Source organism: Microbacterium cremeum (assembly GCF_015277855.1).
GTDB classification, from domain to species: domain Bacteria; phylum Actinomycetota; class Actinomycetes; order Actinomycetales; family Microbacteriaceae; genus Microbacterium; species Microbacterium cremeum.
In genome coordinates, this window is record NZ_CP063812.1 from 1,051,132 (window position 1) to 1,076,083 (window position 24,952).

Genomic DNA, 24,952 nt, shown 5'->3' on the forward strand with positions numbered 1-24,952 from the left:
GCCGTCGGTCGCGCTCCTAGGGTGGAGGGGTGGCGCGCCGCATCTACATCACGTCGGCCGAAGGCCACTCCGGAAAGTCGACGGTCGCGCTCGGCGTGCTCGACGCACTGAGCCACGCGACGCCGCGGGTCGGCGTGTTCCGCGCGATCGCGCGCTCGACGGTCGAACGCGACTACGTGCTCGAGATGCTCCTCGACCACGACGGCGTCGACCTCGCGTACGACGACTGCATCGGGGTCACCTACGACGACGTGAGGCGGGATCCGGATGCCGCGCTCGCGACGATCGTCGAGCGCTACAAGGCCGTCGAGGCCCGATGCGACGCGGTCGTGGTGGTGGGCAGCGACTACACCGACGTGGGCAGTCCCGCGGAGCTCGCGTACAACGCGCGCATCGCCGCCAACCTCGGAGCGCCGGTGCTGCTGGTGCTGGGCGGCCGCTCGGGGCAGCACGAGACGCAGCCCGAGGCGCTCGGATCCTCCCTGGCCCGCACGCCCGCCGAGATGGGACAGATCGCCGATCTCGCTCTCGCCGAGCTCGCGCACGGCCGAGCGAAGCTGTTCGCCGTGGTCGCCAACCGCGCCGACCCGGTGCACACCGACGAGACGATCGAGGCGATCCGCCGCTCGGTCCGAGCCCATCACGGCCCTGCCACCGCCGGGGCCGGCGCGGTCGATGCCTCCGGGGCGCAGGCCGCGGTTCCGGTGTGGGCGATCCCCGAGGACCGCTACCTCGTCGCCCCGTCGATCCGCGGGGTCATGCGCGCGGTCGACGGCGCGCTGCTGTCGGGCGATCCCGAGCGGCTGACGCGCGAGGCGCTCGCGGTCGTGGTCGCCGGCATGTCGATGGTGAACGTGCTGCCCCGTCTGCTCGAGGGCGCCGTCGTCATCATCCCCGCCGACCGCTCCGAGGTGCTGCTGGCGACGCTGCTCGCCGACGCGTCGGGCACCTTCCCGTCGATCTCGGGCGTCGTGCTCAACGGCGGGTTCGAGCTGCCGGAGTCGGTCACGCGTCTCCTCGACGGTCTCGCCTCGAAGGTCCCGATCGTCACGACCGATCTCGGCACGTACGAGACCGCGGTGCGCATCATGGGCACGCGCGGGCGCCTGGCCGCCGACTCGCGCCGCCGCTACGACACCGCGCTGGCGCTGTTCGAGCAGAGCGTCGACACCGATGAGCTGCTCGAGGCGTTCGGCGTCGCACGCGCCACCGTCGTGACGCCGCTGATGTTCGAGTTCCAGCTCATCGAGCGGGCACGCGCCCAGCGCAAGCGGATCGTGCTGCCCGAAGGCGACGACGACCGGGTGCTGCGGGCCGCGGCGACCGTGCTCAAGCGCGGCATCGCCGACCTCGTGATCCTCGGTGAGCCCTTCGAGGTGCGTGCGCGTGCGATCGAGCTCGGCATCGACATCCAGGCCGCCGAGGTGCTGTCGCCGTTCGACGCGGTCCACGTGAACCGGTTCGCCGAAGAGTACGCGCGGCTGCGCGCCCACAAGGGCGTGACGCACGCCCAGGCCGCCGACACGGTCACCGACGTGTCGTATTTCGGCACGCTCATGGTGCACACCGGCCTCGCCGACGGCATGGTGTCGGGTGCCGCCCACACCACGGCGCACACGATCCGGCCGGCGTTCGAGATCATCAAGACCAAGCCCGGCGTCTCGGTCGTCTCGAGCGTGTTCTTCATGGCGCTCGCCGACCGGGTCCTGGTCTACGGCGACTGCGCCGTCATCCCCGATCCCACGAGCGAGCAGCTCGCCGACATCGCGATCTCGTCGGCGGCGACCGCGGCGCAGTTCGGCATCGAGCCGCGCGTGGCGATGCTGTCGTACTCGACGGGGGAGTCCGGCTCCGGAGCCGATGTCGAGAAGGTGAGGGATGCCACGGCCCTCGTCCGCGCGCGGGCGCCCGAGCTGCTCGTCGAGGGGCCGATCCAGTACGACGCGGCCGCCGACGCCGCCGTGGCGGCGGCGAAGATGCCGGGCTCGGACGTCGCCGGCCGTGCGACCGTGTTCGTCTTCCCCGACCTCAACACGGGCAACAACACCTACAAGGCGGTGCAGCGGTCGGCCGGCGCCATCGCGATCGGTCCGGTGCTGCAGGGACTCAACAAGCCGATCAACGACCTCTCGCGCGGGGCGCTGGTGGACGACATCGTGAACACGATCGCCATCACGGCGATCCAGGCGCAGGGGGAGTGATGCCCGATCAGGGAGGTGAGGGCATGACACCGGTGCTCGTGATCAACAGCGGGTCGTCGTCGTTCAAGTACCAGCTCATCGACATGGACACCGAGTCCACGCTCGCGTCGGGTCTGGTCGAGCGGATCGGCGGGGGATTCGGAGAAGGCGTCGCGCGGCACACCGTGCACGCGGCCGCCCTCGCCGCGCCGGACGGTCCCGCGCCCACCGTCGTCGACGCGACGACGACGCGCGAGCTGCCGATCCCCGACCACACCGCGGGGTTCCGGGTGATGCTCGACGCCTTCTCCTCCGACGGCCCCTCGCTCGACGAGCACCCGCCGATCGCCGTGGGGCACCGGGTGGTGCACGGCGGCGCGCGCTTCTTCGAGCCGACCGTCATCACGCCGCTCGTCGAGGCGGCGATCGACGATCTCGGGGTGCTCGCGCCGCTGCACAATCCGGCGAACCTCGAGGGCATCCGCGCGGCCGAGCGGGCGTTCCCCGACGCGCCGCACGTCGCGGTGTTCGACACGGCGTTCCACCAGACCCTGGCCCCCGAGGCGTACACGTATGCGATCGACGCAGAGGTCGCCGCGGCGCACCGCATCCGCCGGTACGGATTCCACGGCACATCGCACAAGTTCGTCAGCGAGGAGGCGGCGGCGTTCCTCGGACGGCCGCTCGAATCGCTCAAGCAGATCGTGTTCCACCTGGGCAACGGCGCCTCGGTCACCGCGATCGACGGCGGGCGCTCGGTCGAGACGTCGATGGGGTTCACGCCGCTCGAGGGCCTCATGATGGGCACCCGCTCGGGCGACATCGACCCCGCGGTGCTCATCCACCTCGCCCGCCGGGCCGGCATGACGATCGACGACCTCGACGACCTGCTCAACAAGCGCAGCGGCTTCCTCGGCATGGCCGGATCGAACGACCTGCGCGACGTCCGCGCGGCGATCGCACAGGGCGACGAGCGCGCGATCCTCGCGTTCGAGGTGTACGTGCACCGGCTGCGCGCCTACGCCGGCGCGTACCTCGCACAGCTCGGCGGCGTCGATGTCATCTCGTTCACCGCGGGCATCGGCGAGAACGCGCCGCTGGTCCGATCGCACGCGCTGCAGACCCTGGGCTTCGCCGGAATCGAGATCGACCCCGAGCGCAATCTGGCGGCCGCGCGAGGCATCCGCGTCATCTCGACGGATGCCTCGGCCGTGACCGTCCTCGTCGTCCCCACCGACGAGGAGCTCGAGATCGCCCGGCAGACGCTGAGCGTCGCTCGGGGCACGGTCGAGTAGGCGAGGAATGAGCCGCATCGAGACCCGCGTTCGTCACCTGCCCGTCGTACCCTGGGGGAATGCCCATGGACACCCTGCCCGACCTCAGCACCTACGACGCGGTGCTGTTCGACCTGGACGGCGTGCTGACGCCCACCGCGGTGGTGCATATGCACGCGTGGCAATCGATGTTCGAAGAGCTCTTCGCGGCGTGGGACATCACGCCGCCGTACACGGAGCGCGACTACTTCGATCACCTCGACGGCAAGAAGAGGTACGACGGGGTGGCTTCGCTGCTGCGCTCGCGTGACGTCGAGGTGCCGTGGGGCGAACCGTCAGACCCGCCGACGGCCGACACCGTCTGCGGCATCGGCAACCGCAAGAACGCCGTCTTCGAGCGCGTCCTGCGCACGGAGGGCATCGCCCCGTACCCGGGCTCGGTGCGCCTGCTCGACGCCCTCGCGGCCGCGGGCACCCCGGTGGCGGTGGTGTCGAGTTCGAAGAACGCCGAGGAGGTGCTCGCGGCAGCCGGCATCCGCGACCGCTTCACCGTCGTGATGGACGGGGTCATCGCCGAGCGCGACGACCTCGCCTCCAAGCCCGCGCCCGACGTGTTCGTCGAGGCCGCGCAGATGCTCGGCGTCGAAGCCGCGCGCAGTGCGGCCGTCGAGGACGCCCTGAGCGGCGTCGAGTCGGCGGTCGCCGGCGGGTTCGGCCTCGTGGTCGGCGTCGACCGCGGAGCGGGGGAACAGGCGCTGCGCGACGCGGGCGCCCATGTCGTGGTGAAGGATCTGGAGGAGTTCGCACGATGATCGATCGCGATCGGTTCCCCGTCGATGCGTGGCGTCTGGTCGAGACGTCGTTCGCACTCGAGGACGCCGGCGTCACCGAGACGCTGTTCTCTGTCGGCAACGGCTACCTCGGCCTGCGCGGCAACCACGCCGAGGGGCGTTTCGCCTACGAGCACGGCACCTACATCAACGGCTTCCACGAGACGTTCCCGATCCGCCACGCCGAGCAGGCGTACGGGTTCGCCGAGGTCGGGCAGACGATCATCAACGCACCCGACGCCAAGGTCATGCGTGTCTACGTCGACGATGAGCCGCTGTCGCTGGACGTCGCCGACATCCGCGAGTACGAGCGTGTGCTCGACATGCGCGACGGGGTGCTGCGCCGTCACATCGTGTGGGTGACGCCCTCCGGCAAGGAGGTGCGGATCGACGTCGAGCGCATGGTCTCGTTCGAAGAGAAGCACCTCGCGATCATGAGCGTGGACGTGACCGTGCTCAACGCCGACGCCCCGGTGACGGTCTCGTGCCAGATCATCAACCGGCAGGACGGTGAGGACGTGTACGGCGGTACGCCGGTGGCAGCCTCCCGTGCCGCTGCCAAGGCGGCGTTCGACCCCCGCAAGACCGAGCGGCTCCACGAGCGCGTGCTGCAGCCGCAGGAGTACTGGCAGGACAAGCTGCGCACGGCGCTGTCGTACCGGGTCAACGACTCGGGCATGTCGGTCGCGGTGGTGGCCGATCACCTGGTCGAGACCGACAACGAGTACACCGCCCGCACGCTCGTGGAGCCCGACATCGCGAAGAACGTCTTCCGCGTGCAGGCGAAGGCGGGTGTGCCGATCCGGGTGACCAAGCTCGTCAGCTACCACACGTCGCGGGGCGTGCCCGCGCGTGAGCTCGTCGACCGCGGACGCCGCACGCTGGACCGCGCGCTCACGGTGGGCGTCGACGCGATCCTTGCGCAGCAGCGGGAGTGGCTCGACGGTTTCTGGGAGCGTTCGGACGTGCGGATCGGCGGGCACGACGACCTGCAGCAGGCGACGCGGTGGTGCCTGTTCCAGCTCGCGCAGGCGTCGGCTCGCGCCGACGGCCTCGGCGTGCCGGCGAAGGGCATGACCGGATCCGGCTACTCCGGACACTACTTCTGGGATACCGAGATCTACGTCCTGCCGTTCCTCGCCTACACGACGCCGCTGTGGGCCCGCAACGCGCTGCGGATGCGATACCTCATGCTCCCGGCGGCGCGACGCCGTGCGTTCCAGCTCAACGAGGCGGGCGCACTGTTTCCGTGGCGCACGATCAACGGGGAAGAGGCATCCGCGTACTACGCCGCGGGCACGGCGCAGTACCACATCAACGCCGACGTGAGCTATGCGCTCGGGAAGTACGTGCGGGCCACCGGCGATGACGAGTTCCTGTTCCGCGAGGGCGTCGACATCGCGGTCGAGACCGCCCGGCTGTGGGCGACCCTCGGCTTCTGGCGCACGAGCGACGGCCAGAGCGACGGCGAGATCGACGGCGAGGGTGACACGTTCCACATCCACGGCGTGACGGGGCCGGACGAGTACACCACGGTCGTCAACGACAACCTCTTCACGAACGTCATGGCGCGGTTCAACCTGCGCTTCGCCGCGCGCACGGTCCGCGAGATGGCAGAGGTCGACGGTGAGGTCTACCGCCAGATGGTCGACCGGCTCGCGCTCGATCCCGACGAGCCCGAGTCCTGGGAGCGGGCCGCCGAGGCGATGCACATCCCGTTCAGCCCGGGTGTCGGCATCCACCCGCAGGATCACGTGTTCCTCGAGCGCGAGATCTGGGACCTCGAGAACACCCCGCCCGACAAGCGGCCGCTGCTGCTGCACTTCCACCCGCTCGTGATCTACCGCTACCAGGTGCTCAAGCAGGCCGACGTGGTGCTCGCGCTGTTCCTGCAGGGCAACCACTTCTCGGACCGGGACAAGCTCGCCGACTTCGAGTACTACGACCCGCTGACCACCGGCGATTCCACGCTGTCGGCGGTCGTGCAGTCCATCCTCGCCGCCGAGGTCGGGTATCAGGACCTCGCGCTGGAGTACTTCCGGCAGTCGATCTTCGTCGACCTCGCCGACCTGCACCACAACGCTGCGGACGGCGTGCACGTCGCATCGGCCGGCGGCGTATGGACGGCGCTGGTGTCGGGATTCGGCGGGATGCGCGACCACTTCGGCGAGTTGTCGTTCGACCCGCGGCTTCCGGCGAGCTGGCCCTCGCTCGAGTTCGTGCTGCACTGGCACGGCACCCGCCTGACCGTCACGCTCACCCGCGCCGAGCTGCGCGTCCGCGCCGGTGAAGGCAACCCGGTCGGCTTCAGCGTGCGCGGCGTCGGCTACGTCGTCGGCGCGGGCGAAGAGGTCGCGGTGCCGCTCCACGGCCAGGGCCCCGTGATCTCGGGCCGCCCGACGCTGCGCGAGCTCGGCGACGCACGCCGCGAGGACGGCTCGCTGCTGTCGGCGTCCGTGCCGACGGTGACCTCGTCGATCCCGGTCATCGCGGGGACGGCGGATGTCGAGCACGGCGCGGACGCGTAGCTCCGGCGCTGCCGGCCCCGCACACGGGCGACGGATGCCGCAGCCCGCGGCGCCCGGAAAGACCGTGGTCGGTGAGCGGTGGGAGCCGGGCACGATGTCGTGGGCACGCCGTAGGCTGTGGGGGTGACCACCGCTCTCTACCGCCGCTACCGACCGGAGTCGTTCGGCGAGATGATCGGCCAGTCGCAGGTCACCGAGCCGCTCATGACGGCGCTGCGCAGCGACCGCGTCGGTCACGCGTACCTCTTCTCGGGTCCGCGCGGGTGCGGCAAGACCACGTCCGCCCGCATCCTCGCACGTTGCCTCAACTGTGCGCAGGGGCCGACCGACACCCCGTGCGGCACGTGCGACAGCTGCGTCGAGCTCGGTCGCGGCGGCGGGGGATCGCTCGATGTCGTCGAGATCGACGCGGCGAGCCACAACGGAGTCGATGACGCGCGCGACCTGCGTGAGCGCGCGGTGTTCGCGCCGGCGCGCGACCGGTTCAAGATCTTCATCCTCGACGAGGCGCACATGGTCACGCCGCAGGGCTTCAACGCACTGCTGAAGCTCGTCGAAGAGCCGCCCGACCACGTCAAGTTCATCTTCGCCACGACCGAGCCCGAGAAGGTCATCGGCACGATCCGCTCGCGCACGCACCACTACCCGTTCCGGCTCGTGCCGCCCGCGGCGATGCTCGAGTACGTCGAGCAGCTGTGCACGCAGGAGGGCGTCGAGGTCGAGCCGGGCGTGCTGCCCCTCGTGGTGCGCGCGGGCGGTGGGTCGCCGCGCGACACCCTGTCGCTGCTCGACCAGCTCATCGCCGGCTCGGACGATGCGCGCGTGACGTACGCCCGCGCCGTCGCGCTCCTCGGCTACACGCACGGCGAGCTTCTCGACGAGGTGGTCGACGCGTTCGCCGCGAGCGACGCCGCCGCCGCGTTCGCGGCCGTCGACCGGGTGGTGCAGACCGGGCAGGACCCGCGGCGCTTCGTCGACGACCTGCTCGAGCGCCTGCGCGACCTCATCGTCGTCGCGGCGACGGGGCAGGGCGCGGCCGCGGTGCTGCGCGGCGTCTCGGCCGAAGACCTCGAGCGCATGAAGGGCCAGGCCGATACGTTCGGGCCGGCGCGGCTCTCGCGCGTCGCCGACCTCGTGATCGCGACTCTCGACGACATGACCGGCGCCACGTCGCCCCGCCTGCAGCTCGAGCTCATGGTCGCGCGGGTTCTGGCGCGGGGGACGGTTCCCACGTCGGCCGCGGAGACGCCGGGCACGGCGGCTCCGGCGGCGCCTGTCCCGTCCCGGGCAGCCTCTCCGGCGGCGGCTCCGGCGCCGGCCGCGGCTCCGGCGGCTGCGGCAGCTCCCGTACCCGCACCCGCGGCAGCTCCGGCTCCCGCGGCAGCTCCGGCTCCCGCGGCAGCTCCGGCGCCTGCGGCAGCTCCGGCTCCCGCGCCTGCAGTGCGCGAGCTCACGTTCGAGGGGCTCGTCGAGGCGTGGCCCGACGTGCTCCGGCGGCTCGAAGAGATCAGCCGCTCGTCGTGGATGGTCGCCGCCGCGTCGCGGCCCGCAGCGGTCGCGTTCAAGGACGGCGATCCGGTGGTGACCCTCGAGTTCGCGTCGGCCGCAGACCTCACCAAGTTCAAGCCCAAGCCGCAGGGCTCGGGGGCGTTCCTCGACGTGCGCCGCGCGATCGAGGAGCTGTTCGGCAGTCAGGTGAAGTTCCTCACGCGGCTCGTCGAGCCCGGCGGAGAAGGACCTGGCGGCGAAGGACCAGGAGGCGGAGGGCCCGGACGCGGCCACCCCGCACCGGCGTCCGGGGCCCGGCCCCCGCGGCCCGAGATGGCGGGCACCACCGCGCCGCCCACCCCCGGTACGGCGGACGCTGCTGCTCCTTCTCGCGCCCCGGCTCAGGCAGCGCCGAGCGCGGCGCCCTCGACTCCGCCTCGTGCGACGGCATCCGCCCCTGCTCGCCCCGCGGCGGCCGCGCCGGTCACCGACTGGGCGGTCGCGCCGATCCCGACCGACGCCGACGCGCCGCCCCCCGACCCGGGTCCTGCCGCGCTCGCCGTCGACACGTCGGCGCAGTTCGCCGTCGACGACGAGCCCGAAGACGCCGTCGCCGGCGCCCGTACGCGCATCGCGACGCTCGCGCCGCCCCGCGAGGGCGACGTCCTGCCCCGTGACGAGGTCGCACCGTCGATCGAGAGCGATGACGACGAAGACACCGCCGGCGCGCTCGATTCCGGCGACGCGCCGGTGCCCCCCACCGTCGCACCGCCGCTCGTGCCCACCGTGACGACGCGCAACGACGGCGTGCAGCGGTACGGCGAAGCGGTGATCCGCCAGGTGCTCGGCGCGACCTTCATCCGCGAAGAGCCCTACGAGCCGCCCACGAGGTTCAGCTAGCCCATGTACGACGGCATCGTCCAAGACCTCATCGACGAGTTCGGCCGGCTTCCCGGCATCGGCCCCAAGTCGGCGCAGCGGATCGCTTTCCACATCCTGCAGACGCCGAATTTCGACGTGTCGCACCTCGCGGAACTGCTGAGCGTCGTCCGCGAGAGGGTGCGCTTCTGCGAGGTGTGCGGCAACGTCTCGGAGCAGGATCGCTGCTCGATCTGCCGCGATCCCCGCCGCAACCAGACGTTGATCTGCGTCGTCGAAGACGCCAAGGACGTCGCTGCGATCGAGCGCACGCGCGAGTTCCGCGGGCTGTACCACGTGCTCGGCGGAGCGATCAGCCCCATCGCCGGCGTCGGGCCCGACGACCTGCGAATCGCGCAGCTCATGCAGCGGCTGGCCGACGGCACCGTGCAGGAGGTCATCCTCGCGACCAACCCGAACCTCGAAGGCGAGGCGACGGCGACCTATCTCAGCCGTCTGCTCCACACGCTCGAGATCCGCGTGACCCGTCTGGCGTCGGGTCTGCCCGTGGGCGGCGACCTCGAGTACGCCGACGAGGTCACCCTGGGGCGCGCATTCGAGGGCCGGAGGTCGGTGTGACCACCATCCAGCGCTTCGACGCGCGCGCGTGGCTGCTCTTCGGCGCGATGGCCCTGCTGTGGGGCGTCCCGTACCTCTTCATCGCCGTCGCGGTCGAGACCTACTCGCCGGCGGCCGTCGTCGCCGGGCGCACGCTCCTGGGCGCACTCCTGCTGCTGCCGTTCGCGCTCCGGCAGAAGGCGCTGCGGCCGGCGTTCTCGAAGATCGGCTGGGTGCTGGCGTTCGGCGCGATCGAGATGGCGGGGCCCTTCCTGCTGCTCGGGCACGCGGAACAGACGCTGCCGTCGGGCCTCACCGGGCTGCTCGTGGCCACCGTCCCGCTGTTCGCCGCGCTCATCGCGTTCGGCGGCGGCGACCGCTCGATGCTGAGTCCTGCGCGCCTCATCGGGCTCCTGATCGGATTCGCCGGGGTCTTCGTGATCGTGGCCGGACCGGGCCTCGCCGTCGAAGGCGGCGGCGGCCTCGTGGCGGTCGGCGAGGTGCTCCTGGTGGCCGTGCTCTACGCGATCGCCCCGTTCGTCATCGCCACCAAGCTGCGCGACGTGCCGGCGCTGGGCACCATCACGCTGGCACTGTTCGCGGTCGGGATCTTCTACACGCCGATCGCTTTCCTCACCCAGGATCAGGTGCCCTCGATCGAGAGCACGCTTTCGCTCGTCGCGCTGGGCGTGCTGTGCACCGCGGTCGCGTTCATCGCCTTCTTCGCCCTCATCGCGCGCGTGGGGCCGGTGCGGGCGCCGTTGTTCACGTATGTGAACCCCGTGGTCGCGATCGTGCTCGGCACGATCATCCTCGCCGAGCCGCTCACGCCGGGACTTCTGATCGGGTTCCCCCTCGTCATCGTGGGCTGCTGGCTCGCCGCGACCGGTGGCCGCTTCCGTGCCGTCAAGCCCGAGCCGGAGCCAGGGCTGGGGTCCACGCCCGACGAGCGCGCCGCAGAACTGCCCCCCATCGCCCCGAGCTGACGCGGGCGGGGGAGCGTCGGCACGCCTGCGCGGCGCGCCGCAAGCGTGCGGCTGCACTTTCCTGCGGCGGCGCGCCGCGAGCGTGCGGCTGCACTTTCCTGCGGCGGCGCATCAGTTTTCGGGTGCCGCAGCAGAGTTCTGTAGCCCGTGCCGCCGTCCCGGCAGGAATCTGTAGCCGCAGCAGGAAGCTGCAGCCGGAACAGAAATCTATGGCCGAAGCAGGAACCTGCCGCCGCGACAGGAACCGGCACCCCCCGGCAGCGGGAGCCGCCACCCCGGCGGGGGACAGCCGCTCGCGGTGCGGCTGCACTTTCCTGCGGCGGCGCATCAGTTTTCGGGCGCCGCGGCAGAATTCTGTAGCCCGTGCCGCCGTCTCGGCAGGAATCTGTGGCCGCAGCAGGAAGCTGCAGCCGCCACAGGAACCTGCAGCCGCCACAGAAAAGTGCAGCCGCAGCAGGAACCTGCCGCCGCGACAGGACCCGGCACCCCCGGCAGCGGGAGCCGCCACCTCGGCGGGGGACAGCCGCTCGCGGTACGGCTGCAGTTTCCTGCGGCGGCGCATCAGTTTTCGGGCGCCGCGGCAGAATTCTGTAGCCCGAGCCGCCGTCCCGGCAGGAATCTGTAGCCGCAGCAGGAACCTGCAGCCGCCACAGGAAAGCGCAGCCGCAGCAGGAACCTGCCGCCGCGACAGGAACGGTCAGCCCCCGTCAGCCCCCGGCAGCCCCCCGGCACCACCCCGTCAGCCCTCCCGGACGCCGGGTCCGCTACGGCAGCGGCCGGGTCGGCCACCCGCGCACCGAGCGCCGTCGGGCGGGGCCGCCGCGTCACATGGCCGGGGGTGCATGGACGCGTCCGTAAGATTGACGTTCGGGCGCGGCATCCGTTCACGCCTCTCGAGACACGCGTGGAGTTTCATCGTGGCGCTGATCGTCCAGAAGTACGGCGGATCGTCGGTCGCGGATGCCGAGAGCATCAAGCGCGTCGCCAAGCGCATCGTCGACACGCGCCGCGCCGGCCACGACGTCGTCGTGGCCGTCAGTGCGATGGGCGACACCACCGATGAGCTCCTCGACCTCGCCGGCCAGGTCGCGCCGATCCCGGCGCCTCGGGAGCTCGACATGCTGCTCTCCAGCGGCGAGCGCATCTCGATGGCGCTGCTGGCGATGGCCATCCACTCGATGGGCTTCGAGGCCCGGTCGTTCACCGGCAGCCAGGCCGGCATGATCACCACCGCCGACCACGGCTCGGCGCGCATCGTCGATGTCACGCCGATCCGCCTGCGCGAGGCGCTCGACGAGGGCGCGATCGTCATCGTGGCCGGCTTCCAGGGCTTCAACCGCGACACGCGTGACATCACCACGCTCGGCCGCGGCGGCTCCGACACGACCGCCGTCGCCCTCGCCGCGGCGCTCGATGCCGACGTGTGCGAGATCTACAGCGATGTCGACGGCATCTTCACCGCCGACCCGCGTGTGGTCCCGAAGGCCCGCAAGCTCGGTGTCGTCTCGGCAGAAGAGATGCTCGAGCTCGCCGCGAACGGCGCGAAGGTGCTGTACATCCGCGCCGTCGAGTACGCGCGCCGCCACGGCGTGCTCATCCACGCCCGCTCCACGTTCAGTTCGGGCGTGGGGACCTACGTGCTCGGCCCCGGGATGAGGATTCCCGACGGCCATGAGGGAGAAGAGATGGAAGAGCCCATCGTCGCCGGAGTCGCCACCGACCTCGGCCAGGCCAAGATCACGATCACCGGCGTACCCGACGTGCCCGGCAAGGCCGCCGAGATCTTCAAGGTCGTCGCGAAGTCCGGCGCCAACGTCGACATGATCGTGCAGAACGTGTCGGCGGCCACGACCGGCCGCACCGATATCTCGTTCACGCTCCCCAAGACGGATGCCGCGACGGCACTCAAGGCGCTCGCCGTCGAGCAGACCGAGGTCGGGTTCGAGAACCTCGTGCACGACGACCAGATCGGCAAGCTGTCGGTCGTCGGCGCCGGCATGCGTACGCACTCCGGCGTCTCGGCGACGCTGTTCGAGGCGCTCTCGATCGCGGGGATCAACATCGAGATGATCTCGACCTCCGAGATCCGCATCTCGGTGGTCGTGCGCGGCGACGACCTCGCCGAGGCCGCGCGCGTCGTCCACACCGCCTACGGACTCGACGGCGAGGTCGAGGCGACCGTCTACGCCGGCACCGGCCGCTGACCCTCGAACCGAAGTTAGGATCTTCCCCATGACCCGCATCTCCGATTCAGGACTCTCCGTCGCCGTCGTCGGTGCGACCGGCCAGGTCGGCACGGTCATGCGCGACATCCTCGCGGAGCGCAACTTCCCGATCCGCGAGCTGCGCCTGTTCGCCACTGCGCGTTCGGCGGGGACGTCGGTCGACTTCGCGGGCCACGAGATCGTCATCGAGGATGTCGCGACCGCCGACCCTGCGGGCATCGACGTCGCCCTGTTCTCAGCCGGCGCCACCGGCAGCCGTGCGCACGCCCCGCGCTTCGCCGAGGCCGGCGCGATCGTGATCGACAACTCCAGCGCGTGGCGCATGGACCCCGAGGTGCCGCTGGTCGTCAGCGAGGTGAACCCGCACGCGATCGCCGAGGCCAAGAAGGGCATCATCGCGAACCCGAACTGCACCACGATGGCCGCGATGCCGGTGCTCAAGGTGCTCGACGCCGAGGCGGGCCTCGAGCGGCTCATCGTCTCGACCTACCAGGCCGTGTCGGGCTCCGGTCTCGCCGGAGCGCACGAGCTGCTCGGCCAGGTCGAGGGCGTGCTCGCGCAGGGCCGCACGCTCGACCTCGTCCACGACGGCTCGGCGGTCGACTTCCCCGAGCCCGAGAAGTACATCGCGCCGATCGCGTTCGATGTCATCCCGTTCGCCGGAAACCTCGTCGACGACGGCCTCAACGAGACCGACGAGGAGAAGAAGCTCCGCAACGAGAGCCGCAAGATCCTGGAGCTGCCCGATCTCCGCGTCGCGGGCACGTGCGTGCGCGTCCCCGTCTTCACCGGGCACTCGCTCAGCATCAACGTCGAGTTCTCACGTGACATCACGCCCGAGCGCGCCCGCGAGCTGCTCGCGAGCGCACCCGGTGTGAAGCTCGAGGAGGTGCCGACGCCGCTTCAGGCCGCAGGCAACGACCCGAGCTATGTCGGCCGCATCCGCGCCGACCAGTCCGCGCCCGAGGGCAAGGGACTCGTGCTCTTCATCTCCAACGACAACCTGCGCAAGGGCGCTGCGCTCAACGCCGTGCAGATCGCCGAGGTCGTCGCCGCCAACCTGGGTGTGAACGCCTGACGCGAGGCGCTTCGCGAGCGGGCGGCGCACACGACGACGGCGACGGATGCCTCGGCTGAGGCATCCGCCCGCTTGCCGTCGACGCAAGAACCGCCGGACTTTCGCGTCCGTCAGGGGACCCCGGTCAGGGGCACTTTCCCGCGCGAATAGAATCGATGGGTGACCGACACGCACTCCGACGCCCTGCCCCACCCCGACGACAGCGCCCTCCCCGGAGGTACCGTCGATGTGCTGCTGATCGGCGGCGGGATCATGAGCGCGACCCTCGGCACCCTGCTGCAGGAAGTGCAGCCCGACCTGAAGATCGCGGTCTTCGAACGTCTGAGCGATGTCGCGCTGGAGAGTTCGAACGCCTGGAACAACGCCGGCACCGGCCACGCGGCGCTGTGCGAGCTGAACTACATGCCCGAGGGCAAGGACGGCTCGGTCGATCCCGCGAAGGCCGTTTCGATCAACGAGCAGTTCCAGCAGAGCCGCCAGCTGTGGTCGTCGCTCGTGGCGGAGGGCGTGCTCGACCAGCCGTCGACGTTCATCAACTCGACGCCGCACATGACGTTCGTGCGGGGCGAGAAGGATGTCGCGTACCTCAAGCGGCGCTACGAGGCTCTGAAGGACCAGCCGCTGTTCGCCGGCATCCAGTACAGCGAGGACTCGCGCGTCATCCACCAGTGGGCGCCGCTGCTCATGAAGAAGCGCCGCAAGGGCGAGCCGTTCGCGGCCACCCGTGTGCCGGCGGGCACCGACGTCGACTTCGGCGCGCTCACGCGCCAGCTGTTCGCGCACCTGGCCGACAACGGTGCCGATGTGCGCATCAACACCGAGGTCCGGCGGCTCAAGCGCCTCGCCGACGGCACGTGGCGCGTGAAGTACCGGCGCACGGTCGGCCGCACGCCGGGTGAGATCCGCGCGAAGTTCGTGTTCGTCGGGGCCGGCGGCTGGGCGCTCAAGCTGCTGCAGCGCTCGGGCATCCCCGAGATCAAGGGCTACGGCGTCTTCCCGATCGGCGGGCAGTTCCTCAAGACCACGAACCCGGCGATCGTCGCGCAGCACAAGGCGAAGGTGTACTCGCAGGCGTCGGTCGGCGCGCCGCCGATGTCGGTGCCCCACCTCGACACGCGTGTGGTCGACGGCGAGGCCTCCCTGCTGTTCGGTCCGTTCGCGACGTTCAGCCCCAAGTTCCTCAAGACCGGCTCGTGGTTCGACATCGTCGGTCAGGTGCGCCCCGGCAACCTCGGCCCGATGCTGAAGGTCGCGTGGGACAACCCGAGCCTCATCACCTACCTCGTCGGCGAGCTGCTGAAGAACCACCGGAAGAAGGTCGACAGCCTCCGCGTCTTCGTGCCGACCGCGAAGGACGAGGACTGGGAGATCATCCAGGCCGGCCAGCGGGCGCAGGTGATGAAGAAGGACCCCGAGAAGGGCGGCATCCTGCAGTTCGGCACGGAGGTCGTCACCGGCGCCGACGGCACGATCGCGGGCCTGCTGGGCGCCTCGCCCGGCGCCTCGACCGCGGCGTCCATCATGCTAGGCCTGATGAAGACGTGCTTCCCGGATCGCATCAAGGAGTGGGAGCCGCGACTGCGCGAGCTGATCCCGAGCTACGGCGAGTCGTTGAACGGTCGGCCGAAGGTCGCCGAGCGGGCCGTCACCGAGACCGCGAAGACGCTCGCACTCACCGCCTGACCGCCGCAATCTGAGACTCCATGAGGCTGTGGTCGCTCGATCCGTCGATCCTCGACAGGATGGCGCTCGTCGCCTGCTGGCGCGAGGGACTGCTGGCCCAGCGCGTGCTCACCGGCGCGACGCGCGGCTATACGCGCCACCCGCAGCTCGAGCGCTTCCGCGCGACCCCTGATCCGCTCGACGCGATCGGGCACTACCTGGCCTCGGTGCGAGCTGCGGCAACCGCGCGAGGCTACGTCTTCGACAGCACGCGGGTGCTGAGACCGGATGCCGCAAGCCCCGGCATCCTCGTCACGTCGGGCCAGCTCGCATTCGAGCTGGAGCACCTGCGACGCAAAGTGGTGGTCCGCGGTCCGGCATGGCTCCCGAGGCTGCCCCTCGTCGCCGCAGCCTCGCCGACCCTCGTCGAGGTGCCCGGAGACATCGAGCCGTGGGAACGGGGCGTGCCCGACCCCTAGGGTGGGGGCATGGGGCGACGATCGACCTGGCGCGCGTGGACGATCGGCGGCGTCCTGGCGGCGATCCTGCTGACGGCGGGGGCGCTGGCCCTCACCCGTCCGCACGGCGAGCCCGCCGCGTTCGCCGCCCGCGGCGGGGCCTCGGACGCGACAGCCGAGCTGCGGCTCGGGGCCGCGGCATCCGTCGACGACTTCACGTTCGACTCGTTCGATGCCGACTACTGGCTCGTGCGCGGCGCCGGCGGGGAGAGCCGCCTCCTCACCGCCGAGACGATCGTCGCGCGGTTCCCCGAGTTCGACCAGAATCGCGGGATCGTGCGCGCGCTTCCGCTCGTCGACTCGGGCATCGCGCTCGGGACGAACGTGCTGAACGTGACGGGCGCCGGCGGTGCGCCCATTCCGTGGTGGACCGAGACCGACGGTGACTGGGTCTACATCCTCACCGGCGACGACTCGTTCGTCCACGGTGCGCAGACGTACGTGCTCACGTACGAGATGCGCGACGTCGTCCTCCGCTACGAAGACTCCGACGCCGACGAGTTCTATTGGGACACCGTGGGGACCGACCACGCGCAGCCGTTCGGTGCCGTCGACATCGACGTGCACGTGTCGACGGATGCTGCGGCCGGCCTCCTGCCGGGGCGCGCGTTCTGCTACCGCGGGTCGCAGGGTTCGACGGACCAGTGCACGATCGAGCGGGCCGACGGATCCGAGCCGCTGCCGGCGGGCGCCGCCGCGTGGGCTGCCGGCGCGGGGTCGAGCGTCACGGGCGGCGTGACGTTCACCGCGGCCGCGGAGACGGTGGGGCCGTACGAGGACGTCACGGTGGCGATCGGGTTCGCGCAGGGCACGTTCGCGGCACCGAGCCGGCCCCCGCCGCCGCCGTACCCGTGGTGGCTGTGGATCCTTCCCGGGTTCGCGCTGCTGTCGGGCATCGGTGGGGTGGCGTTCGTCCTCGTCGTTCGCGCCGTCGCCCGGCGCAACCCCGACCGGTCGCCGGTCGCCGTGCAGTACTCGCCGCCCGACGACGAGTCGCTCACGCTGTCGGCGGGAGTCCTCGACGTGCCGGAGCGCGCGCTCGCAGCCCACGTCGTCGATCTCGCGGTGAAGGACGCCGTCGAGATCCGCGCGACGGGGGATCGGCGCGAAGAGGACGACTTCGAGGTCGTGCTGCGCGATCGGTCCGGTCTCGACGCCGACGAGCGGCGTGTCATCGAAGCGCTCTTCGGGCGCACGGCCGAGCCCGGTGCCGACGTCGACCTGGGCGCGTTCGCCCGCAAGCCGCCGTCCCGCGCGGTCACGTATGTGCGCCGTATCGACGACTTCACGGTGCAGCGCGGCTACCGCAGCCTGCTGCCCGGCTGGATCACGCGCGTTCGCAGCACCATCCAGATGGTGGGGATGCCGCTTGCGCTGCTGCTGATCTTCTTCGCCGACGGCGCCTTCGTCGTGCTCCAACCCCTCGGCGCGGCCGGCGACCTGCTGTACTTCGTCGCCGTCGGCAGCGCGTTCTTCGCCTTCTTCGGGCTGCCGTTCCTGTCACTGCCGAAGTCGGTGCTCACGCTCGCCGGAGGCCGGCATCGCAGCTACCTCGACGGCATCCGCGAGTACCTCCGCCTCGCCGAGGAGGATCGCCTCCGGGCCGCGCAGGCCCCGCGGACCGCCGATCTCGTGAGCTCGGGGCGGCGGCCGTACGGCGACGCGCCGAACACGCCGGGAGCCGAGGTCGTGAACCTGTACGAGCGACTCCTGCCCTATGCGGTGCTGTTCGGCATGGAGCGCGAGTGGGCGACCGTGATCCGCGCTGCCGCGGGCCCCGACACCTCACTCGCGCAGGCGGCGCTGTTCGACGTCGTCACGTCCCGTTCGCTCACCGACGCGTCGTCGTCGATCGGGCGACTCGCCGCGACACCGGTCTCACGCCCCGGGTCGAGCTCGAGCTCGTCGTCGAGTTCGAGCTGGTCGTCCTCGGGCGGCTCTTCGGGCGGCGGGTTCTCGGGCGGCGGGGGCGGAGGCGGCGGCTTCGGCGGCCGCTGAACCGGCGCTGAACCGGCGCTGAGCCGGCGCTGAGCCCGGCTGAACCCGCGCTGAACGAGCGCTGAACCCGGCATCCGGGCTCGACTACGCTCGGTTCGTGGCCAAGCTCTACTTCCGTTACGGCGCGATGAACTCCGGCAAGTCGACCTCGCTGCTCCAGGCCGCCTACAACTACGAAGAGCGCGGTCAGCACGTGCTGCTGGCCAAGCCCGTGATCGACACGAAGGGCGCCGATCAGATCGACAGCCGCCTCGGCGTCAAGCGCACCGTCGACTTCCTCATCGGCCCGGACGACGACGTGCGCGCGCTGTTCGCCGCCCATCGCGAGCGGGTGAAGCGGGATGCCGCGGCCGCCCTCGTGCCCGAATCCGAGGAGCACGAGGTCGACGTCGCGTGCCTGCTCATCGACGAGGCGCAGTTCCTCACCCGCCAGCAGGTCGACGACCTGCTGCGGATCGTCGTGCTCGACGGCGTGCCGGTGCTGGCGTACGGCATCCGCACCGACTTCCAGACGCATGCCTTCCCCGGCTCCGCCCGCCTGCTGGAGGTCTCGCACAGCCTGGAGGAGCTCAAGACCATCTGCCGCTGCGGTCGCAAGGCGCTCTTCAACGCGCGGCTCGTGGGAGGACGGTTCGTGTTCGACGGCGATCAGGTGGCGATCGACGAGCTCAGCGCGGACCGCGTCACGTACGAGTCGCTGTGCGCCGAGGACTACCTGCGTGCGTCGGGCGGGCGGCTGAGCTGACGCGGGTCACGCCGTCTCGGGCGCCTTCGAGCGTCGGCGGGGGAGCGGCACGAGCATCGAGGTGGTGCGCTGATACTCCGCGTACGCGGAGTACTTCGACGCCGTGATCGACTCGGTGAAGATCGTGGAGCCGATGAACAGCACGGTCAGCAGTGCGGCGCCGGCGATCGTCCAGTTCAGCCAGCTGCCGCCGTCGGCGACGAGCGCAACGGCCCCGATCGCGTAGAACGCCCACCACTGCGCCTGCTCGAAGAAGAAGTTGGGGTGGCGGCTGTAGGCGAACAGACCGGTCGTGAGGAATCCCGGCTCGAGGGTGCCGCCGGCCGCCTTCTTGGCCTGGTGGAAGTCCCACTGCTGCTGGTCGGCGACGGTCTCGCCGACCAGGAACGCGGCGAACAGCACCGCGAACGCGGCATCCCAGCCGTTGAAGGGCACCGGATGCTGCCACGCGATGTAGGCGGGAAGCGAGATGAGTACGAGCAGCGCGTTCTGGAACAGCACGATGAACAGGAGGTTGAACACCTGGAACTGCCAGCGCTTCATGCGCGCACGGAGGATCGCCCAGCGGTAGTCCTCCATGCCGGTGTAGCCGCCCTTGCGCGCGAAGTTGAAGGTCAGGCGCGCACCCCACGCGGTGACCAGCAGCGCCATCACCACGAGCCGCGTCGCGTCGGCGCCCTCGATCAGCGCGGCTACGGCGAAGATCCAGACGTAGGCCACCGGGACGATCGACCAGAGCCGGTCGACCCAGGACGTCTCGTTCGTGATGAGGGAGGTGATCCAGCAGAAGGCGCTCGCGGCGCCCGCGACGAGGAGGACGAGGAGGAGGGGATCCATGTCGTCAGAGTAGCGCCCGCGGGGCACCCCGTCGGATGACGCCGCCGACGTCATGTGCTTGAGTGTGGTCCGACCACAGGCTATTGTGGTCCGACCACAACACGACGAGGAGACCTGTGGCATCCACACCGACGACGACGCCGGTCGCGGCCCCCGCCGCACGTGCGTGGCGGGTCGTGCTCGAGCGGATCGAGACCGATCTGCTCGACGGCACGCTGCAGCCCGGTGACCGGCTTCCGCCCGAGCGGGAGCTCGCGGCGACCCTCGGCGTCGGCCGGTCGAGCGTGCGCGAGGCGCTGCGCGTGCTCGAGGTGATGGGACTGATCCGCACCGGAACGGGCTCGGGCCCGACCTCGGGCGCGATCATCATCGCGACGCCGCGAGGAGGCATGTCGGCGCTGCTGCGACTGCAGGTCGCGGCTCAGGGCTTTCCGCTCGACGACGTCGTGTCGACGCGTCTCGTCCTCGAGTCCGCCGTCGTGCACGCCCTCGCGACCGACCCGGCGAGGTCGACGGATGCCGCGCACGCCGTCGTCGACGCGATGGACGCCGACGACCTCACGCCGAGCGAGTTCCTCGCCCTCGACGCCCAGCTGCACCTCGCTCTCGCCGAGGCGTCGGGCAACGTCGTCATCGCCGCGATGATGGCGGGTCTGCGCACGGCGATCGAGTCCTATGTGCAGCAGGGCGCGGCACGGATCCGGGACTGGGAGGCCGCGGCCGCGCGCCTGCGCCGCGAGCACCACGCCATCCTCGATGCGGTCGACGCCGGCGATGCCGGTCTTGCGCGCGAACTCGTCCACGACCACATCACCGGCTACTACGCCCAGGCGGGCCTCGCCCGCCCCGCCGACTGAACACCGAGAGGGACCCCCATGGTCACCCGTCAGCTGCCCAAGCCGTCCGAGCTGCTCGAGCTCATGCAGTTCCGCAAGCCCCAGCTCAACGCGAAGAAGCGCCGGCTCGAGGCGGCGCTCACGATCTACGACCTGCGCGCGATCGCGAAGCGACGCACGCCCAAGGCGGCGTTCGACTACACCGACGGCGCCGCCGAGGGCGAGCTGTCGCTCGCTCGCGCCCGCCAGGCCTTCGAGGATGTCGAGTTCCACCCCAGCATCCTGCGCCCCGCCGAGAGCGTCGACATGTCGACCGAGATCCTGGGCGGGCCGAGCTCGATGCCCTTCGGCATCGCGCCCACCGGTTTCACGCGCCTCATGCAGACCGAGGGGGAGAGCGCGGGCGCGGCCGCGGCCGGTGCCGCCGGCATCCCGTTCACGCTCTCGACGCTCGGCACGACGTCGATCGAGGATGTCAAGAAGGCCAACCCTCACGGGCGCAACTGGTTCCAGCTGTACGTCATGCGCGACCGCGAGATCTCGTACGGCCTGGCTCGTCGTGCCGCCGCGGCGGGCTTCGACACGCTGCAGTTCACCGTCGACACCCCGGTCGCCGGTGCCCGTCTGCGCGACAAGCGCAACGGCTTCTCGATCCCGCCGCAGCTGACGCTCGGCACCATCATCAACGCGATCCCGCGCCCGTGGTGGTGGTACGACTTCCTGACGACGCCGAAGCTCGAGTTCGCATCGCTGTCGACCACGGGCGGCACGGTCGGTGAGCTGCTCAACGCCGCGATGGACCCGACGATCAGCTACGACGACCTCGCGATCATCCGCGACATCTGGCCGGGCAAGATCGTCGTCAAGGGCGTCCAGAACGTCGAGGACTCGAAGCGGCTCATCGACGCCGGCGTGGACGGGATCATCCTGTCGAACCACGGCGGGCGTCAGCTCGACCGCGCCCCGATCCCGTTCCGTCTTCTCCCCGAGGTGGTGCGCGAGGTCGGCAAGGACGCGACCGTCATGATCGACACCGGCATCATGAACGGCGCCGACATCGTCGCCTCGATCGCCCTCGGCGCGAAGTTCACACTCATCGGCCGTGCCTACCTCTACGGCCTCATGGCCGGCGGGCGCGAGGGCGTCGACCGCACGATCGCGATCCTGCGCAGCGAGATCGAGCGCACCATGCAGCTCCTGGGCGTCTCGACGATCGCCGAGCTCGAGCCGAAGCACGTGACCCAGCTGACGCGCCTCCTGCCCCTGGCGGGAGCCCCGGCCGATGCGACCGGCGGGGGAGCGCCCCGCGTGCGCGTGGCCTCGGGTGCGACGGCTCGTGCGCCGAAGGCGTCGCGGGCCCAGACTCCGGCGAAGGGCTGAGTCGTTTCGTCTCGCTTCGCTCGCTCAACGACCGGGGTGTTCGGTCGTTGAGCGAGACGAAACGTGTCAGACGCGGACGGAGAGCGTCGGGATGAGCTGCTCGAGGTAGTCGGCGGTGTCTTCCCAGCCCTCGACCGCGTGGCACGGAACGCCCATCGCGAGGACGGGGTAGTCGTTGCCGTCGGGGTCGAGGCGGTCACCGACGAAGAGCATGTCGTCGAGGGAGATGCCGGTCTGCTCGGCGAGCTGGCCCATGCCGTACGCCTTGTCGATGCCGCGCTCGGTGATGTCGACCGAGGTCGAGCCGCCGGAGCGGACCTCGAGGTCGGGGAGGAGGGCGGCGACGGCGGCGCGCAGCGTGTTCTTCTTCTCGCCTGTCGGGTCCCAGGCGCTCTTGGCCGATACCGGCGCCTGCTGGCCGAGTGCGGAGAAGGTGATCTGCGAGCCGCGGTCCTCGAGGATGTCGCCCCACGTGTCGGATTCCCAGAGGCCGAGACGGCGGGCCTCGGTCTCGACGGCGCCGAGCGCACGCGACTTCTGGTCGTCGGTGAGCGAGCGCTTGTAGACCGTGACGATCCCGTCGGGGGAGAGGCGGTAGTACTGCGTGCCGCAGGTGGGGAGCAGGTGGATGCGCTCGAGGACGCCGGCAGAGGCATCCGGAAGCCGGTCCACGACCTGCGTGGCGAACTGGGCGAGCTGGCCGCCCGAGATGATGGCGACCTCGACGCGCTCAGCGAGCGCGACGAGCAGGTCCCCCATGCGCGGGTCGATCGGGCTCTTGGACGGCGCGAGCGTGTCGTCGAGGTCGAACGCGACGAGGCGGGGAGGAGTGCTGTCGGCCATACGTGTGATTCCTTCCGAAAACGAGGGGCCCCGCCTTGCGGCGGGGCCCCTCTGTGGTCGGGGTGACAGGATTTGAACCTGCGGCCTCTTCGTCCCGAACGAAGCGCGCTACCAAGCTGCGCCACACCCCGTTGACAACCCCACGAGTCTACCTGATCTTCGCACGTGGTCCGAACCGCGACGATCGCACCGCGAGGAGCGTCGCGCCGGCGGTGAGCAGGCACACGGCGATGGCTGCCGAGGGTCGCAGCGCGTCGAAGCCGGCACCCGTCGCGGCCAGAGCGGGGCGCGGTAGCGCCGCAGCGGACGACGCTGCCGCGATCGTCGTGGTCTCGTTCTCGATCCCGCACACGCCGATGTGGACGACGGACCCCTCGGCGTCGGCGGCGCGCTCCTGCCAGTAGTACGTGCCGGGGTCGTCGATCGGAGGAGAGGTCACGACGTAGTCGCCCGGGGCGGTGACGGGCACCGGATCGCTGCGCCACACGAGGTTCTCGTCCACGCAGGTCTCGCCAGGGCTCACGCCCGCGACGGCGCGATACACGGCCGACTCCACGCGCAGCCCGGCGGCGGGGACGGGGTCGCCCACCCTGATCGTGTCGCTGATGGTTTCGCCGGCGGTTGCGGACGGCTGAGCCACCGTCGTGATCGCGGGCACCATCGTGACCTGGCTGCGCTCGCCGAACGACTCGGTCCAGGTGTAGTCCGCGCCCGTGTGGCGGGCGACGGCCTCGGTCTGCTCGATGCCGCGGATGGTCCAGACGGCGGTGTAGAAGCCGGGTTCGGTCATCTGCCAGGTCGACGTCACCGGGTAGGGGACGGTCGGGCCGAGGGCGGGGTCGGTGGTCAGCTCGAGCGCTCCGACGAGCTCGGCCTCGGCCGGGACCGCCCCGCCGGGCGAAGGTTCGGCATCCGTCCGGTGCACGACCGCGGTGGCGGCGACCGGGAGGTACGAGCCGTCCTCGGCGCGCGGCCACGCGCCGGCAGCGAGATCGAAGGCGACATGATCGACGTACGAGCCCCCGGCGGCGTAGCGGGTGGCCACCTGGGTCGTGATCGTGGGGGCGAACGGCGGCACGCGGGGTGCGGCATCCGTCCCCGCGACGTCGAACGCGAGCGCGCCGCCGGGGCCTGCGGTGTCTTGCCCGCGGGGTGTCGTGTAGTGGCGTACGGCTGCGGCATACCCGCCCGAGAAGCGCCCGGACGCGCTCACCGTGTACGGCCGGCCCTCGGCGGGAGGCGAGGCGATGATCGCGTACTCGACTCCGGGCGCCACACGCTCACGCGTCGCCGTGCCCGTGTCGGCGAACGTGGCGTGCGTGAGGGTGAGCGTTCCCGTCGCTCCCGAAGCGGTCGAATCGACCCGTACGGTGCCTCGCGTGTGGTCGCCGGCGTCGGTGGTGAAGACGACGGCGCCGCTCGGAGGGCCGCCCTCCCCGGCGCGCTTCGCCTCGTCGTAGAACGACACGGCCAGCTGCTGCACCGCGGTCACGTGCTCGGGTGCGACACGGGACAGGGTCCAGTGGATCGCACTGTCGAGGGTGTCGCCGGCGTGGCCGAACGCGCGGATGGTGTCGCTCCAGTTCGCTGTCGCCTTGACCGCCCAGCCGACGGCCGCCGCCTGCACCGGATCGTCGGTCTGCCCGTACTTCGTGACGAGCAGGTTGATGCCGGTGAGCTGCTGGGGTGTCAGTCCGCGGGCGGTCCCGCTGACGCCGTTGTCGGTGCTCGGCCCGGTCGGCAGCGGCGCGCCCGGCGTGATGCAGTACGTGTGGATCCCGTCCACCAGCATCGAGCCGTGCCAGCCGTACGCCGACGTGGGCGCCCACGTGCCGAAGCCGGCGCCGCGCGACGCCGCGTGAGCGGAGGACGGGGCGAGCAGGCCGACGAGGAGGTTGGCGATGATGACGCCCGCGAGAAGGATCGCGTAGACCGCGGGCGGCAGGCCGCGTCGTCGCCAGTGCACGCCGTGCGTGAGCAGCAGGATCAGTGGGCGGACGTCGAAACGGGGGTGTGGTGATCGTGTGGTGTTCGGCACTCTCCGAGCGTGACGCGGGCGGCAGCTGCG

General features: G+C 70.9%; 18 protein-coding genes and 1 tRNA gene. 15 read left to right on the forward strand and 4 right to left on the reverse strand.

Features of this window, described 5'->3' with window-relative positions; all coding sequences use genetic code 11:
- Window positions 1-29 precede the first annotated feature (29 nt).
- The 13 genes from pta (at window position 30) to IM778_RS04565 (ending at window position 18,988) form a co-directional block, all read left to right on the forward strand.
- On the forward strand, window positions 30-2,201 hold the full coding sequence (gene pta / locus IM778_RS04505; protein WP_194410880.1) for a phosphate acetyltransferase: 2,172 nt from the start codon (window positions 30-32) through the stop codon (window positions 2,199-2,201).
- Between the two features lie 23 nt (window positions 2,202-2,224).
- Window positions 2,225-3,475: an acetate/propionate family kinase gene (locus IM778_RS04510; protein ID WP_194411726.1), complete on the forward strand. Its 1,251-nt coding sequence runs from the start codon at window positions 2,225-2,227 to the stop codon at window positions 3,473-3,475.
- 65 nt (window positions 3,476-3,540) lie between these two features.
- Complete coding sequence (locus IM778_RS04515; RefSeq protein WP_194411727.1) at window positions 3,541-4,266, forward strand: HAD family hydrolase; 726 nt, start codon at window positions 3,541-3,543, stop codon at window positions 4,264-4,266.
- Window positions 4,263-6,812: a glycoside hydrolase family 65 protein gene (locus IM778_RS04520; RefSeq protein ID WP_194410881.1), complete on the forward strand. Its 2,550-nt coding sequence runs from the start codon at window positions 4,263-4,265 to the stop codon at window positions 6,810-6,812. Before IM778_RS04515 ends, IM778_RS04520 begins: the two co-directional genes overlap by 4 nt.
- A gap of 123 nt (window positions 6,813-6,935) precedes the next feature.
- Entirely contained in the window at window positions 6,936-9,200 is a 2,265-nt protein-coding gene (locus tag IM778_RS04525) for a DNA polymerase III subunit gamma and tau (RefSeq protein WP_194410882.1), read from the forward strand.
- Between the two features lie 3 nt (window positions 9,201-9,203).
- A complete protein-coding gene (gene recR / locus IM778_RS04530; RefSeq protein ID WP_194410883.1) occupies window positions 9,204-9,797 on the forward strand; it encodes a recombination mediator RecR in 594 nt (197 codons plus the stop codon).
- Window positions 9,794-10,762: a DMT family transporter gene (locus IM778_RS04535; RefSeq protein ID WP_194410884.1), complete on the forward strand. Its 969-nt coding sequence runs from the start codon at window positions 9,794-9,796 to the stop codon at window positions 10,760-10,762. Before recR ends, IM778_RS04535 begins: the two co-directional genes overlap by 4 nt.
- 917 nt (window positions 10,763-11,679) lie before the next feature.
- Window positions 11,680-12,966: an aspartate kinase gene (locus IM778_RS04540; protein WP_194410885.1), complete on the forward strand. Its 1,287-nt coding sequence runs from the start codon at window positions 11,680-11,682 to the stop codon at window positions 12,964-12,966.
- A 28-nt stretch (window positions 12,967-12,994) separates the two neighbouring features.
- Window positions 12,995-14,065 carry an aspartate-semialdehyde dehydrogenase gene (locus IM778_RS04545; RefSeq protein WP_194410886.1) on the forward strand — a complete coding sequence of 357 codons (1,071 nt, stop codon included), beginning with the start codon at window positions 12,995-12,997 and terminating at the stop codon, window positions 14,063-14,065.
- Window positions 14,066-14,248: 183 nt separating this feature from the next.
- The gene (locus IM778_RS04550; protein ID WP_273541860.1) at window positions 14,249-15,748 is read left to right on the forward strand and encodes a malate:quinone oxidoreductase; all 1,500 of its coding nucleotides are present in this window, start codon (window positions 14,249-14,251) and stop codon (window positions 15,746-15,748) included.
- A 20-nt stretch (window positions 15,749-15,768) separates the two neighbouring features.
- Window positions 15,769-16,206 carry a pyrimidine dimer DNA glycosylase/endonuclease V gene (locus IM778_RS04555; RefSeq protein ID WP_194410888.1) on the forward strand — a complete coding sequence of 146 codons (438 nt, stop codon included), beginning with the start codon at window positions 15,769-15,771 and terminating at the stop codon, window positions 16,204-16,206.
- A gap of 9 nt (window positions 16,207-16,215) precedes the next feature.
- Window positions 16,216-18,243 (forward strand): DUF2207 domain-containing protein, encoded by a 2,028-nt coding sequence (locus IM778_RS04560; protein WP_194410889.1) that lies wholly within the window; start codon window positions 16,216-16,218, stop codon window positions 18,241-18,243.
- Window positions 18,244-18,340: 97 nt separating this feature from the next.
- On the forward strand, window positions 18,341-18,988 hold the full coding sequence (locus IM778_RS04565; protein WP_194410890.1) for a thymidine kinase: 648 nt from the start codon (window positions 18,341-18,343) through the stop codon (window positions 18,986-18,988).
- Window positions 18,989-18,994: 6 nt separating this feature from the next.
- On the opposite strand, the gene IM778_RS04570 is transcribed toward IM778_RS04565, so the two are convergent.
- Window positions 18,995-19,825, reverse strand: a complete 831-nt coding sequence (locus tag IM778_RS04570; RefSeq protein ID WP_194410891.1) for a DUF1295 domain-containing protein — start codon at window positions 19,823-19,825, stop codon at window positions 18,995-18,997.
- Window positions 19,826-19,941: 116 nt separating this feature from the next.
- Here IM778_RS04570 and IM778_RS04575 point away from each other — a divergent pair, with 116 nt between their 5' ends.
- Both IM778_RS04575 and IM778_RS04580 read left to right on the forward strand, forming a co-directional pair.
- A complete protein-coding gene (locus tag IM778_RS04575; RefSeq protein WP_194410892.1) occupies window positions 19,942-20,682 on the forward strand; it encodes a FadR/GntR family transcriptional regulator in 741 nt (246 codons plus the stop codon).
- An 18-nt stretch (window positions 20,683-20,700) separates the two neighbouring features.
- A complete protein-coding gene (locus IM778_RS04580) occupies window positions 20,701-22,041 on the forward strand; it encodes an alpha-hydroxy acid oxidase (RefSeq protein WP_194410893.1) in 1,341 nt (446 codons plus the stop codon).
- A gap of 66 nt (window positions 22,042-22,107) precedes the next feature.
- Here the strand turns inward: IM778_RS04580 and IM778_RS04585 are convergent, their stop codons facing one another.
- The 3 genes from IM778_RS04585 to IM778_RS04595 all read right to left on the reverse strand — a co-directional run bounded on the left by IM778_RS04585 (window position 22,108) and on the right by IM778_RS04595 (window position 24,922).
- The gene (locus tag IM778_RS04585; RefSeq protein ID WP_194410894.1) at window positions 22,108-22,884 is read right to left on the reverse strand and encodes an HAD-IIB family hydrolase; all 777 of its coding nucleotides are present in this window, start codon (window positions 22,882-22,884) and stop codon (window positions 22,108-22,110) included.
- Window positions 22,885-22,938: 54 nt separating this feature from the next.
- Window positions 22,939-23,015, reverse strand: a tRNA-Pro gene (locus IM778_RS04590).
- Window positions 23,016-23,032: 17 nt separating this feature from the next.
- Window positions 23,033-24,922, reverse strand: coding sequence for a hypothetical protein (locus tag IM778_RS04595; RefSeq protein WP_194410895.1), 1,890 nt, complete (start codon window positions 24,920-24,922; stop codon window positions 23,033-23,035).
- Between the last annotated feature and the right edge of the window lie 30 nt (window positions 24,923-24,952).